The organism is Roseivivax sediminis (genome assembly GCF_900112685.1).
GTDB classification, from domain to species: domain Bacteria; phylum Pseudomonadota; class Alphaproteobacteria; order Rhodobacterales; family Rhodobacteraceae; genus Roseivivax; species Roseivivax sediminis.
In genome coordinates, this window is record NZ_FOMS01000013.1 from 92,666 (window position 1) to 106,122 (window position 13,457).

Consider the following 13,457-nt stretch of genomic DNA (forward strand, 5'->3'; position numbering starts at 1 on the left):
GTCACTTGCCCTGAAAGCGCGGCGCGCGCTTCTCGAGGAAGGCGGTCACCCCTTCGGCGTAATCGGCGGAGCGCCCGGCCTTGGCCTGCGAATCCCGCTCCGCGTCGAGCTGCGTGTCGAAGTCGCGCTGCGCCGCGCCTTGGATCAGCCGCTTGGTCATGCCGAGGCCGAGCGTCGGCCCCCCGGCCAGCCGCGCGGCCAGCGCGCGGGCCTCCTCCATCAGCGCGTCGTCCTCGACCGCTTTCCAGATCATGCCCCAGGCGGCGGCGTCCTCTGCGCCGACCGGCTCCCCGGTCAGGGCGATCGCCTTGGCGCGCGCCTCCCCTATGAGGTGCGGCAGCATCCATGTACCGCCGGCGTCCGGCACCAGGCCGACCTTCGCGAAGGCCTCGATGAACCGCGCCGAGCGCGCGGCGAGCACGATGTCGCAGGCCAGTGCGATATTCGCCCCGGCGCCCGCCGCGACGCCGTTCACCGCCGCGACCACGGGCTTGTCCAGCCCCCGGATGCGCCGCATCAAGGGGTTGTAGAAGGTCTCCAGCGTACGGCCGAGATTGGGCGGCTCGGTCCAGTTGCGCGGATCGCGGTCGCCGAGATCCTGGCCCGACGAAAACGCCCGACCCGCACCGGTCAGCAGCACCGCGCGGATCTCCGGCTCCACGTTGGCGCGGTCGAAGGCCGCGCGCAGCCCCAGATGCATCGCCTCGTTGAAGGCGTTGAGCGTCTCCGGCCTGTTGAGCGTGATCTCGAGCACGCCGCCCTCGAGCCGGGTCAGGACCGGCACGCCGTCTGGATCGTCCATGTCTCCTCCCGTGCGACTCCTCCATCGCTGCCGGCATTCCATGATAAACCGTCCGGTCGGTCAATGAATTCCTGCAACCGCCATCAGCACAGGCGGTCTTGCATCGCCGCGCGGCCTCGCGTCATGTGGCGGGCGAGGGGGACCTGACATGCGCCACGCCATCCTGGCCGGGATCCTGGCCGCCTCCACGCCCGCGGTCGCCGGGCCCGATCTGCCGCCGCCGCTGACCGATGCCGACTTCCTGCCGGTGCGCGCGGACGAGGCGCGGCTCGGCCAATTGCTGTTCTGGGACCCGATCCTGTCGGGCAACCGCAACATCTCCTGCGGGACCTGCCATCATCCGCGCTTCGCGACCGGCGACGGCGTGTCGCTGGGCCTCGGGGAGGGTGGCATCGGCCTTGGCCCGAAGCGCGTCGCAGACCCGGAGAATCCGCCCGAGGAGCTGATCCCGCGCAACGCCCCACCGCTCTTCAACATGGGCGCGCGGGCTGTCACGGCGATGTTCGCCGACGGACGGATCGAGGTCGATCCCGCGCGCCCCTCGGGCCTGCGGACCCCGATGGAAGAGGAGATGGTCGCCGGCTTCGACAACTTGCTGTCGGCCCAGACCATGTTCCCGGTCCTCAGCCAGGACGAGATGGCCGGGCATTATTCGGAGAACGAGGTCGCGCAGGCCGCGCGGCAGGGCTTCATCACCGGGAAGGGCGGTGCCTGGGCGCTGCTGTCGGACCGGATCGCGGCGATCCCCGCCTACCGGGCGCGGTTCGAGGCGGTCTATCCCGCGATCGCGGCGGGGCGCGAGATCGCCTTCACCGATATCTCCAACGCCATCGCCGCCTTCGTTGCGTTCGAGTGGCGCTCGGACACCGCGCCCTTCGACGAGGTGTTGCGCGGTCAGGCGCAGCTCGACGGCGCGGCGGCCCGAGGCGCGGCACTGTTCTACGGCGATGCGGGTTGCACGGGCTGCCATTCCGGCCCGCTCCAGTCCGATTTCGATTTTCACGCCACCGGCCAGCCGCAGCTCGGCCCGGGCAAGGCGGCGCGGTTCGAGCGACATTCCCGCGATGTCGGCCGGATGCGCGTGACCGGCCGGGACGAGGACGCCTATGCCTTCCGCACGCCCTCCCTGCGCAACGTCGCGAAGACCGGGCCGTGGGGGCATGCCGGCGCCTTCACCGACCTCGGCGCTTTCGTTGCACAGCACGCCGATCCCTCCGCCGGCCTCGACTCCTATCCACGCGCGGTCACGCTGCCCGAGACGGAGCTTGCAGAAGGCCTCTGGACAATCCTCGACGATCCTGCGGAGCGGGAGGAGATCCGCGCCGCCGCGCGCCTCGGCCGTGCCCTGAGCGACGGCGAGATCACCGACATCCTCGCCTTCCTCGACACGCTCACCGATCCCGCCGCGCTCGAGGGGCGCCTCGGCATCCCCGAAAGCGTGCCGAGCGGCCTTCCGATCGACCGCTGAGCATCACCGACCGCCCGCGCGTCCCACATTGGACCGATGCGCATACCCCCGGCTTCTTTGGGCTTCAAATACTCAAATCCCGACCGTACCGCCCGCGCCGTCGCAGGGCAGGCGCGTCCACGTCACCGTAGCGGCGGCAGCGTCTCGCGCTCGAGCCTCACGCGCTGTCCAGCATCCACGCTTTGCCAGGCACTCCAGTCCGCACCCGGCCAGCGAACGCGCAGATCCGCCCGCGTCGCGCCTCCGAGCCCGAAATGGACCGGTCCGGCCTGGCCCCCGGCGTGCCCGCCGCCCACCGTGACCTCGCGCGCGACGACGCCGGCTTCGGTACGCCGCTCGATCCACGCGCCGACCGCGCGGGTGTTCGGCGCCGCCTGCCGCAGCTCGACCGACAGCCAGTGCCCCGTGTCCGGCGTCCGGTTCTGCCAAAGCTCCATCGGCGCGCGGCGGTTCACCACCGCGAGGTCGAGCCGCCCGTCGCCGTCGAAATCGACGAGCGCCGCGCCGCGCGACCGCGCCGTCGTGGCGATCCCCGCCGCCACCGAGGCCTCCGCGAATACGGCCTCCGGCCCCTGCATCAGCAGGTTGTTGGGGTCTTTCATGGCGTTCGACGGCATCTGGTCGACGTTGCCCTTGGCGATGAAGAGATCGAGCCGCCCGTCGTTGTCGATATCGCCGAACTCCGCGTGCCAGCCCGTCGCCGGGCGCCCGTCGTCGCCCACATGCGGACGCTGCGCGTAAGTGCCGACGCTGTAGGGCGCGCTTACGAACTCTGTGCCGTTGCCGAACTGCAGAAGCTGGTCGCCCATGGAGGTCAGCATCACGTCCGGAAAGCCGTTGCCGTCCACGTCCGCAGAGGCGATGCCCATGCCCCAGAGCGACACCTCCTCCCAGCCGTCATCGGTCCCGCGCGGCTCGAGCGGATCGAGCCGCCACATCTCCTCGTGCCCGCCGCGCACGTAGTAATGGCGGTCGTTGGAGATGCGCAGCTCCGGCGTGCCGGTGCGCTGCCAGTCGGAGATCAGCATCGACAGCGCGCACCAGCCCGGCGAGAGCGGCACCGGCGGGCCGTAGAGGTCGCCGTCCGGTCGGATCAGCGCGTTGTCGTCGCATGCCTCGAAGGGGCCATCGGGATCGGACCGGTCCACGTAGTTGCCGAAAGCGAGCGTCGGCAGTGTCTCGCCGTCCTCCCAGGTTGCGCTGAAGGCGGTCGTCCAGGCCGCGCCGGGGTCGAGCCCCAGGTCCGCCGTCGCATCGGTGAAGCCGCAGGCGCCGTCGCCCTTCAGGATCGCGTTCGCGCCGACCCGCAGCACGACGAGGTCGAGGGGGCCGTCTCCGTCGATGTCGAGGGGATAGGCTCCGGTCACGCCCGTCATCTCCGGCAGCTCGCCCGTCTCGAAGCGCAGCGGCGCGCCCGGGCCTTGCGTGGCGTTGACGAAGAGTCGGGCGGGCGCCGCGCCGCCCGCCGCCAACATGTCCGGTCGGGCGTCGCCGTTGCAGTCGAGCACCGCCAGCCCGCCACCGACGAAATGCTCCCAGCCGCCGGAATAAACGTGCGCCACAGGCAGGCCGCCGGAGCGGTCCACGAAGGTCGGCTCCGCCGCCACAGGTGCGGCGAGAAAGAGCGCGAGCCACTTCATGCCGGCTCCTCCCGCGCGGCACCGAGATGGCGTTCGGTCACCGTCGACAGTGCCAGCGCCGCGGCGCCGTAGCCCCAAAGCTGGTCGCCCCAGGCGTGAACCTCGATCCGCGGCGCGGTGCGGCCGGTTTCCAGAATCAGGCGGTTCATCTCGGACAGGGTGTCGTCGGCATAAAGAAAATCGTAGCGCATCCGTTCCCCGGCGAGGATGACCAGTTCGGGATCGAACAGGTTCACCACGTTGGCCAGCCCCACCGCCAGGAACCGCCCCGCGCGGTGGAAGATCGACCGCGCGGCCGCGTCGCCGTCCTTGGCCCGGGCGTGGAGCGTGCCGAGAAGCTGGGACAGCGGCAGTGCAGGCTGCCCGATCCGGCCGAGCGCCACCGCCGCTTCGCGTGCCAGCGCGTAATCGGCCACGTAAGCCTCGAGGCAGCCGCGCTGCCCGCAGCGGCAGAGCGCCCCGTCGAGCTGCACCTTGGTGTGGCCAAGTTCCATCCCCAGCCCGCGCGCGCCGCGATACAGACGGTGGTTCAGCACCAACCCCATGCCGACGCCGTGCTCGATGGTGACCACGGCGAAATCGGCGATCCGGCGGCCCACGCCGAACCACAGCTCTGCCAGCGCCACGAGGTTGGCGTCGTTGTCGATCGCGACCGGCAGGCCCAGCCGTGCCTCCGCGGCAGCGGCGAGCGCGACGTCACGTTCCGGCAGGAGCGGCGACCAGACCACCCGGCCGGACGGCGCATCGACGAAGCCCGGCAGCCCGACGCCGAGCGCCGAGAGGTCGCGACGGTCGATCCCGGCGCGGCTGCAGACATCCTCGATCAGGCGGTCGAGCGTGCTCAGCGTCTCGTCGAGGGTTTCGGTCCCGGCGGCCGGCGCACAGGTGGCGGCCAGTTCGCGTCCCGCGAAGTCGAGGATGACCACGCCATGCTCGCGATCCGACAGCTTGATGCCGCAGACCGCGAAGGCATCCGCCCGGACGCCGAGGGCGACCGGCGGGCGCCCGCGGCTGCCGTCCTGGCCGTCGCGCGGGGCGGCGACCTCCGTCAGGAAGCCCGCCTCGATCAAGTCCGAGGTCAGCGTCGTCACCGAGGCCGGCGAGATGCCGAGATCCTTGGCCACTTGCGCACGGCTGATGGCGCCCGACGCGCGGACGCGTTCGAAGATCTGCTGGCGCAGGGGGCGCTGCACGTCGGACATCGGCGCGATCAGCGGGCCGAAGCCCTGCGGGGCGCTCTCGGCCAAGGGTTCCGTAAGGTCGTCCATTTGTTCGCTCTCCGAACTAATCCAGCCGATCTCCTGCGGCGCGGACCGGTCCGCTCCTCCCCTCAGAGCAGTGTGCAGGCGATCTCGCCCACAATCGCCACTATCTTCAACGAAATTTATTTTGACAACCGAATTTAATGTGGCACTTTTGGAGCCGTCACGGCGATTCCGCCGCAATGGCCCGCGGGGACGGGTCGCGACATGGGAGGATATCTTATGCAAAGAAGAACGCTGGTCGCGGCATTGGCCGCGGCGACCTGCCTGACGGCGCCGGCCTTCGCGCAGGACGACATGACCGTGGGCGTGAGCTGGTCGAACTTCCAGGAGGAACGCTGGAAGACCGACGAGGCCGCGATCCAGGGCGCGCTGGACGAGGCGGGCGCCGACTACGTGTCCACGGACGCGCAATCGTCCTCGGCCAAGCAATTGTCCGACGTGGAAAGCCTGATCGCGCAGGGCGTCGATGCGCTCATCATCCTTGCGCAGGACGCGTCGGCCATCGGCCCCGCCGTGCAGGCCGCCGCGGACGAAGGCATCCCGGTCATCGCCTATGACCGCCTCATCGAGGACGAGCGCGCCTTCTACCTGACCTTCGACAACATCGAGGTCGGCCGCATGCAGGCGCGCGCGATCCTCGAAGAGCAGCCGTCCGGCAACTACGTCATGATCAAGGGCTCGCCCACCGATCCCAACGCGGATTTCCTGCGCGGCGGTCAGCAGGAGGTCCTGCAGGAGGCGATCGACGCGGGCGACATCACCATCGTCGGCGAAGCTTATACCGACGGTTGGCTGCCGGCGAACGCCCAGCGCAACATGGAACAGATCCTGACCGCCGAAGGCAACGAGGTCGACGCGGTCGTCGCCTCGAACGACGGGACCGCGGGCGGCGCCGTGGCGGCGCTGACGGCCCAGGGCATGGACGGGATTCCGGTCTCGGGGCAGGACGCCGACCACGCCGCGCTCAACCGCATCGCCAAGGGCACGCAGACGGTGTCCGTCTGGAAGGACAGCCGCGAGCTCGGCAAGCGCGCGGGTGAGATCGCCATCGAGCTCGCCTCCGGCACGCAGATGTCCGAGATCGAGGGCGCCGAGTCCTGGACCTCCCCCGGAGGCACCACGCTGTGGTCGGAGTTCCTGAACCCCGTGCCGATCACCCAGGACAACCTGGAGACCGTGGTCGAGGCCGGCTGGATCGAGCAGGATGCACTCTGCCAGGGCGTCTCGGACGGCCCGGCGCCCTGCAACTGATGCCGCAGGCGGATGGCGGCCCGAGTCGCCATCCGCTCCACCGGACCGGCCGGAGCCGCGCGGAGCACCCCGCTGCGCCCGGCCGCGATCCGTGATACGTTTTTCCTGACATCGGAGGGGACAATGGCCGAGACCGCCGAAGCCAAGGCCGGATCGCCGCAGCGCAAGCGCCTTCTGGATACGCTGGAGGTCGACTCGCGCCTTCTGGGCATGATCGGCGCCTTCGTGGTGCTTTGCCTCGTGTTCAACGTCTTCACCGACGGGCGTTTCCTGACACCGCGCAACATCTTCAACCTGTCGATCCAGACCGTGAGCGTGGCCCTGATGGCGACCGGCATGGTGTTCGTCATTGTCACGCGGCACATCGACCTGTCGGTCGGCTCGCTGCTGGCCACCTGTTCGGCGGTGATGGCGATGACGCAGACGGTGGTGACGCCGGAATGGCTGGGCCTGGGTCTCAATCACCCGCTGACGGCGCCCATCGCGCTGCTGTTCGGGTTGATCTGCGGTACCGCCATCGGCGCGTTCAACGGCTGGCTCGTCGGGTACCTGACGATCCCCGCCTTCATCGTGACGCTGGGGGGCTTGCTCGTCTGGCGCAACGTCGCCTGGTATCTCACCAATGGGCAGACCATCGGCCCGCTCGATTCAAACTTCGTCCTGCTCGGCGGTATCAACGGCACGCTCGGGGAAAGCGCCTCCTGGGTCGTTGGCGTCATCGCCGTGGTGGCCGCGATCCTCGCGCTGGCCGCGGGGCGCCGCTCGAAAAAGGCACATGACTTCCCGGTCAAACCGCTCTGGGCCGAGGCGTTTCTCGCCGTGGTGATCGCGGCGGTGATCCTAGGCTTCGTCGCCACGCTCAACGCCTATGACGTGCCCAGCAACCGGCTGGAACGGATGTTCGAGGCGCGCGGAGAGACGATGCCCGAGGGCTACTCCACCGGCTACGGCATCCCGTACTCGGTCCTGCTCCTGATCCTCGTGGCGATCGTGATGACGGTGGTGGCGCGCAAGACGCGGCTCGGCCGTTACATCTTCGCAACCGGCGGCAACCCCGACGCGGCAGAGCTGTCGGGCATCAACACCCGCCTCCTGACGGTGAAGGTCTTCGCGATCATGGGCTTTCTGTGCGCGCTGTCGGCCGCCGTCGCCGCCGCCCGCCTGACATTCCATTCCAACGATATCGGCACGCTGGACGAGCTGCGCGTGATCGCCGCGGCGGTGATCGGCGGTACCGCGCTCGCCGGCGGGATCGGCACGATCTACGGCGCCATCCTCGGTGCGCTGATCATGCAGTCGCTGCAATCGGGCATGGCCATGGTCGGCGTCGACGCGCCGTTCCAGAACATCGTCGTCGGGTCGGTGCTGGTCGTCGCCGTCCTCGTCGACATCATCTACCGCAAGCGCACGGGAGCGAAGTGATGGTGGACCGCAGCGGAACGCCCCTTGTCGAGCTCAAGGACATCTCCATCGCATTCGGCGGCATCAAGGCCGTCGATCACGTGTCGGTGGATCTTTACCCCGGCGAGGTCGTCGGCCTTCTGGGCCATAACGGCGCGGGCAAGTCGACGCTGATCAAGTGCCTGTCGGGCGCCTACCGGCAGGATTCCGGCGATGTCTACATCAACGGCGAGAAGGCGACGATCAACAACCCCCGCGACGCGCGCGGCTACAACATCGAGACGATCTACCAGACGCTCGCGCTGGCCGACAATCTCGACGCGGCCTCCAACCTCTTTCTCGGTCGAGAGATCGTCACGCCGCTCGGCCTCGTGAACGAAAGCGCGATGGAGGCGGAGACGCGCAAGGTGATGCACCGGCTCAACCCCAATTTCCGCAAGTTCAACGCGCCGGTCTCGGCGCTGTCGGGCGGGCAGCGGCAATCGGTGGCGATCGCGCGGGCGGTCTACTTCAACGCGCGCATTCTTATCATGGACGAGCCGACCGCCGCGCTCGGCCCCGCCGAGACGCAGATGGTGGCCGAGATCATCGGAGAGCTGAAGCGCCAGGGCATCGGCATCTTCCTGATCGACCATGACGTGCATCAGGTCAAACGCCTCTGCGACCGCGCTGCGGTGATGAAGAACGGCGAGCTTGTCGGCGGGGTGGTTGAGGTCGACAAGGTGTCGACCGACGATCTTCTGGGCATGATCATCGCCGGCAAGACGCCGGCGCATCTCGCGGCCTGACGCGCGGCACGGATCTATGCCCGGAGATGGAAAGGAGCCCCCGCGGGGGCTCCTCGTCGTTTTGGCCTGGCGCCGGATCAGACGAAGAGGAAGTCGTCCGTGCTCAGGTCCGCCGCGTCCAAGCCTGTCAGGGTGATCGTGGTATCCGCCACTGCGACGACCGCGCCGTCGTCGCCGTCCGTGATCGACAGCGCGCCGAAGCCGCCCTGACCGATCACCCGGATCATGTCGGTGCCGTCCACGAAGTCGGTGATGACGTCCGCATCGCCCGCGCCGAAGTCGCGGAAGACGAAGATGTCGGCGCCGTCACCGCCGGTCAGCACGTCCGACCCGACCCCGCCGTTGATGACGTCGTCGCCGTCGCCCCCGTCGATGGTGTCGTCGCGGCCGCCGCCGGCGATGAAGTCGTCGCCGGCGCCGCCGGAGAGCAGGTCGCTGCCGAGGCCGCCGCCGATGGCGTCGTCACCCTCGCCGCCGGAGATGGTGTCCATCCCGTTGCCGCCGCCGAGGCTGTCGTCGCCGGCGCCGCCCATGACCATGTCGTCCTGGAAGCCGCCGCCCATCGTGTCATCGCCGTTGCCACCATCGAGCGTGTCGTTGCCCGATCCGCCGGCCACGACGTCGTCGCCGTCGCCCGCGGTGACCCGGTCGTTGCGGCCACCCGCGCCGATCGTGTCGTTGCCGGTGCCGCCGTCGATCACGTCATCGCCGAAGCCGCCGCCGATCATGTCGTCGCCGCCGCCGCCGTAGACGATGTCACGGCCCGCGCCTGCACCGATCACGTCGTCACCGTCGCCGCCATCGATCACGTCCGCGCCGATCCGGCCGAACAGCAGATCGCGGCCCGCGCCGCCGGTCAGGTCGTCGTCGAGATTGCCGCCGAGCAGAAGCTCGCCCGCGTCACCGGCGACCAGCGACACGCCCGGGTTGATGCCCGACACGGTATAGACCGCCGTGTTGCCGTCGCCTTCATAGGACACGTAGATCTTGTCGGTGCCGTCGATGCTTTCGGATGCCGGCACGAAGTCGATCACCTCGGGGCTGATATTCCCGTAAGCCTCGCTGTCGATGTAGTTGACGTAGCTCGGGTTTTCCGGGTTGGAGAGATCGAAGACGAACACACCGTTGTCACGCTCCAGCCCGATGAAGGCCAGCGGGCGGCCGTCCACCATGCCGACCGCGACCGCCTCGGGCTCCACGCCCTTGTTGTCGGAGCGGTCGTCGAAGTCGCCCTCGTCCTGATTGAAGAGCTCCGGCCGGATTTCCGCGATCAGGCGCGAGAACTGGGCGCCGCTGTCGAACACCACGTTGCCCTCGGTGTCGAGGACGGTGAAGGAGCGGGAGCCGTAGGCATAAAGCTCGTCGTAATCGCCGTCACCGTCGGTGTCGCCGAGATCCGAGCGGATGCCCTGCGGCCCGAGGTTTTCGTCCCGCTGGAGGACCTCCGCGTTCGGGAAGGCGGTGGGGTCAAGCTCCACGTCGCCGACCTCGGTCTCGGTGTCGTCCCGTGCGTCGCCCTCGTTGGCGGAGACGATATAGGTCTCGCCCTCGAACTCGTAGGAGGCGATGGCGTCGGGCTGACGCATCCCGAAGACGTTGTCATAGGTCTGCAGGTTGATCGCGTTGTCGTCGTTCGAGGCGTCGAACGGCACTTCGCCGCGATCGGTGAGCCCGAAGGAGCGGATGTCCGTCACCTCCATGTTCACCAGGTCGATCACCGCGTAGGCGTTGGCCTCCTGCAGCGACACCCAGGCTTCCTCGCCGCCCGGCAGGACGGTGATGTATTCGGGCTCCAGATCCTCGGAAACCGAAACGCCCGGCTCCAGCAGCACGCCGGCTTCGCGCAGCTCGTCCTCCATGCCGTCGAAGGCGGTGAAGTCGAGCGTCGTCACGGTCGCCGCGGCGGCGCCGCTCGACACGTCGATGACCGATACGCTGCCCTGCGGATTGCCCGCGTCGGTCGGCTCGCCCTCGTTCGCCACGAGGATCGTCGAACCGTCCGCGTTGAAGGTCACCATGTCCGGCAGGTTGCCGACCGCGACGGTGTTCAGGAGCGTCCCGGCCTCGTCATAAAGCACGACGACGCCGTCGACCGCGTTGCCGTCTTCGTCCTCGACGTTGATCGCGGCGGCGATCAGGCCGTTCTTTGCGGCGACCGACTGCACGCCAGCATAGCCTTCCACCTCGGTCAGGTCGAACGTGCCGACCTTTTCCAGCGTCGCGGTGCTGAAGATGTCGATCTGGTCCTGCGCGGCGTTGGTGACATAGGCGAACGCGCCGTCCACCGACACGACCTCGGAGCCGCCGGTGAAGAGCTCGGTCTCACCCGAGTCGAGCTGACCGTCACGCAGGATGCGGATGGAGCGGTCGGGCTCGTCGATGGTGATGAAGTCCTGGCCGCCGTTCTGGGCGAGCTGGACGATGCGGGTGTCGTTGGACGGGCTGACTTCGGCATTGTCGAAGGCGTTGTCCTCGTCCGCGAAGTTGGCTTCGAGATATTCGCGGAACGCCTGCTGCTCGCCGAGGATGTTGTCCGCGTCGGGATCGGTGGTCACCGTGCCGTCGTCAGTGACGAAGCGGATGTTGGTCGCCAGTTCCTGGAAGGGGTAGCTGTCGCCGTTGTTGTTCACCAGGAAGTCGAGCGCGACCATGCCGATCGTGTCGGGCGCGGCGCCCGTGAAGCCGCCATCCCGGTAGACGACGATGTCCTCGCCGGTCTCGGGATCGACGATGGCGATGGTCTGCACGCGCTCGCCCGCGGTCGCGGTCTCCACGGTGCCGTTCGCCGCCGGGATGTAGTCGCCGTCCTCGTTCGTGGCGAAGTCCTGCGCCGTCTGCGTCTCGTCGAAGGAGAAGCGCAGGCCGCCGATCTGGGCGAACTGGCCGGGCGTGCTGCCGGCCTCGGTGTCGGTGGCCGCGACCGCGTGCTCCAGGAGCTGTTTCAGCCCCTCCTTGGTCACGTCGAAGAGCGCCAGGCCGTTGTCGAAGCGCAGCGAGTTCTCGACATCGAGCTGGCTGACAAGGCCGTCGCCCTCGGTCGGGGTGCCGTCCGCGTCGACGCTGCCGATCTCGGCGCGGATGCCGCCGCCGTTCTTGAACGACACGACGATGTTGTCATCGACCTCGCGCGCGGCGGCGAGGTTGGCGTCGGCGGTGAGGTTGCCGAGGTTCGTCTCTTCGGTGCGGACCGATTCCCGGCGGCCGTCGAGGAACACCTCGTGCGCGCCGTAGATGACGCCGTCGCGTTCTTCCACGATCCCGGCGACGGCCGAGGTCAGGTCCTCGACGATGTCGGCTCTGGTGGAGCCGTCGATCGCCTCCTCGACGCTGTCTGCGCCGGTGGCGGCGAGCGTTCCGGCCTCGTCGGTGGCGAAGACGCCGGATTCGGCGGCATCGACGCTGGAGGTGTCGACCACGCCGTTGTCGTCGAAAGTCACGACGAGGCGGCCGACATAGGAATATTCACCATCGGTACCGACGATCAGCGTCGGCTCGCCGTCGGCGTTGGTGGTGGCGAACGGATAGGTTTCCTCGGCCTCGTCACCGTCGCGCAGGGTATCCTGCTCGTCCGCCTGCAGCGTGTTGGAGCCGCCGGCGATGATGATGTCGACGCCCGACAGAAGGCCCGCCAGCTCCTGCTCCAGCGCGAACTGCTGCAGGTGCGAGGTGACGATGATCTTGTTCACGCCGTCCGCGATCAGCGCGTCGATCTGCGGCTGCAGCACCTCGGCGAGGGCCGCCATGTCGTTGGCGCCGCCCGAGGTTTCGTCCACGCCGCCCGTGGAAGAGATGCTCTCGATGATCTGGGTGGTCGCGCCGACCACGCCGATGCGCTCGCCGCCTTCCTTGATGATCGTCGCAGGCGCGATGGAGGGCCCGGCCTCGCCCGCGGCGAGGGCTTCCAGGGTTTCGTTGTAGCGGTCCGAGAACAGGATCTCGTCGGTGGCGAGGCCTGAAAGGTTGCCATCGCCAGAGAAGTCGAGGTTCGCCGACAGGTACGGGAAGAAGGAGCCGGCCCATTCGACCACGCCTTCGCTACCCTCGGCGCCGATGATCTCCGAAAACGCGCTGGTGCCGGCGTCGAACTCGTGGTTGCCCACGGCGGAGGCGTCGAAGCCGATGAAATTCATGATCGACACGTCGACCCGGCCGGCCCCGCGGCCGAGGTCGAGCTCGGGCAGCGTGTCGGCGTCGAGGCCGAGCACCTCTGTGTAGTAGCGGGCATAGGCGTCGGTCAGGATGCCGCCGAAGGAGAAGTCCGCGGCGGTCGAGAAGAACACTCCGGGAATGTAGTTGTCGCCGGACGAGATGGTGACCGTGTTCTCGTAGGTGTCATCGAGCGAATCGACGATCGCGGCGAAGTTGGGCGCGTTGTCGAGAGCTTCGACCCCGCCTTCGAGATCGTTGGCGTGAAGCAGTTGCAGCGTATAAGGCATTCAAGTCCCCGAAGCATTCGATTGGTGAGCGAGCTGGGGGCTATCATGCCAATGTGACAGTTTTGTCAGGCGTACATCGATGGGGAACCCACCCGTCGCTGCACCGTCAGGAAAACCTTGCCTTCGGAAGGCTTTAATCGTCAGAAGAATACGCACGACAAGATGACGACCCAGACCGCACCGCCAGCCAGCGTCGCGGGCACCACCCACCATCCCGTCAATATCGGTGGCGTATCCTGCGCGTCGGCGTGCTGCGTGTCGGTCGGCCGCTCCGGGTCGTGCGCCATGGCGCAGCCCCCGGACTTGTCATGTATGACCATCCTGTGTCTCCCTGCCCGAACAATAGCGGCATTCGACACATTTTTTACAGTCCAAAGGCTAATAATTGGCAAATGCGGTCGGCCCT

General features: G+C 68.3%; 9 protein-coding genes. 4 read left to right on the top strand and 5 right to left on the bottom strand.

Annotation, left to right across the window (positions count from 1 at the left end; genetic code table 11):
• Position 1: 1 nt before the first annotated feature.
• Positions 2-802 (bottom strand): 2-(1,2-epoxy-1,2-dihydrophenyl)acetyl-CoA isomerase PaaG, encoded by an 801-nt coding sequence (gene paaG, locus F3H57_RS18230; protein WP_149757697.1) that lies wholly within the window; start codon positions 800-802, stop codon positions 2-4.
• 148 nt (positions 803-950) lie between these two features.
• Between paaG and F3H57_RS18235 the strand changes: the two genes are divergently transcribed.
• Complete coding sequence (locus tag F3H57_RS18235; RefSeq protein WP_149757699.1) at positions 951-2,270, top strand: cytochrome-c peroxidase; 1,320 nt, start codon at positions 951-953, stop codon at positions 2,268-2,270.
• A 122-nt stretch (positions 2,271-2,392) separates the two neighbouring features.
• Here F3H57_RS18235 and F3H57_RS18240 read toward each other — a convergent pair whose 3' ends face one another.
• Together F3H57_RS18240 and F3H57_RS18245 are read right to left on the bottom strand one after the other, a co-directional pair.
• The gene (locus tag F3H57_RS18240) at positions 2,393-3,910 is read right to left on the bottom strand and encodes a CRTAC1 family protein (RefSeq protein WP_149757701.1); all 1,518 of its coding nucleotides are present in this window, start codon (positions 3,908-3,910) and stop codon (positions 2,393-2,395) included.
• Positions 3,907-5,178, bottom strand: a complete 1,272-nt coding sequence (locus F3H57_RS18245) for an ROK family transcriptional regulator (RefSeq protein ID WP_149757703.1) — start codon at positions 5,176-5,178, stop codon at positions 3,907-3,909. The genes F3H57_RS18240 and F3H57_RS18245 overlap by 4 nt, the downstream gene beginning before the upstream one ends.
• 216 nt (positions 5,179-5,394) lie before the next feature.
• Between F3H57_RS18245 and xylF the strand changes: the two genes are divergently transcribed.
• The 3 genes from xylF (at position 5,395) to F3H57_RS18260 (ending at position 8,615) form a co-directional block, all read left to right on the top strand.
• On the top strand, positions 5,395-6,426 hold the full coding sequence (gene xylF / locus F3H57_RS18250) for a D-xylose ABC transporter substrate-binding protein (protein WP_149757705.1): 1,032 nt from the start codon (positions 5,395-5,397) through the stop codon (positions 6,424-6,426).
• Between the two features lie 123 nt (positions 6,427-6,549).
• Positions 6,550-7,848, top strand: coding sequence for a sugar ABC transporter permease (locus F3H57_RS18255; protein ID WP_149757707.1), 1,299 nt, complete (start codon positions 6,550-6,552; stop codon positions 7,846-7,848).
• Positions 7,848-8,615 carry an ATP-binding cassette domain-containing protein gene (locus F3H57_RS18260; RefSeq protein ID WP_149757709.1) on the top strand — a complete coding sequence of 256 codons (768 nt, stop codon included), beginning with the start codon at positions 7,848-7,850 and terminating at the stop codon, positions 8,613-8,615. The genes F3H57_RS18255 and F3H57_RS18260 overlap by 1 nt, the downstream gene beginning before the upstream one ends.
• A 77-nt stretch (positions 8,616-8,692) precedes the next feature.
• On the opposite strand, the gene F3H57_RS18265 is transcribed toward F3H57_RS18260, so the two are convergent.
• Complete coding sequence (locus F3H57_RS18265) at positions 8,693-13,051, bottom strand: choice-of-anchor I family protein (RefSeq protein ID WP_149757711.1); 4,359 nt, start codon at positions 13,049-13,051, stop codon at positions 8,693-8,695.
• A gap of 140 nt (positions 13,052-13,191) precedes the next feature.
• Entirely contained in the window at positions 13,192-13,371 is a 180-nt protein-coding gene (locus F3H57_RS18270) for a hypothetical protein (RefSeq protein WP_149757712.1), read from the bottom strand.
• Between the last annotated feature and the right edge of the window lie 86 nt (positions 13,372-13,457).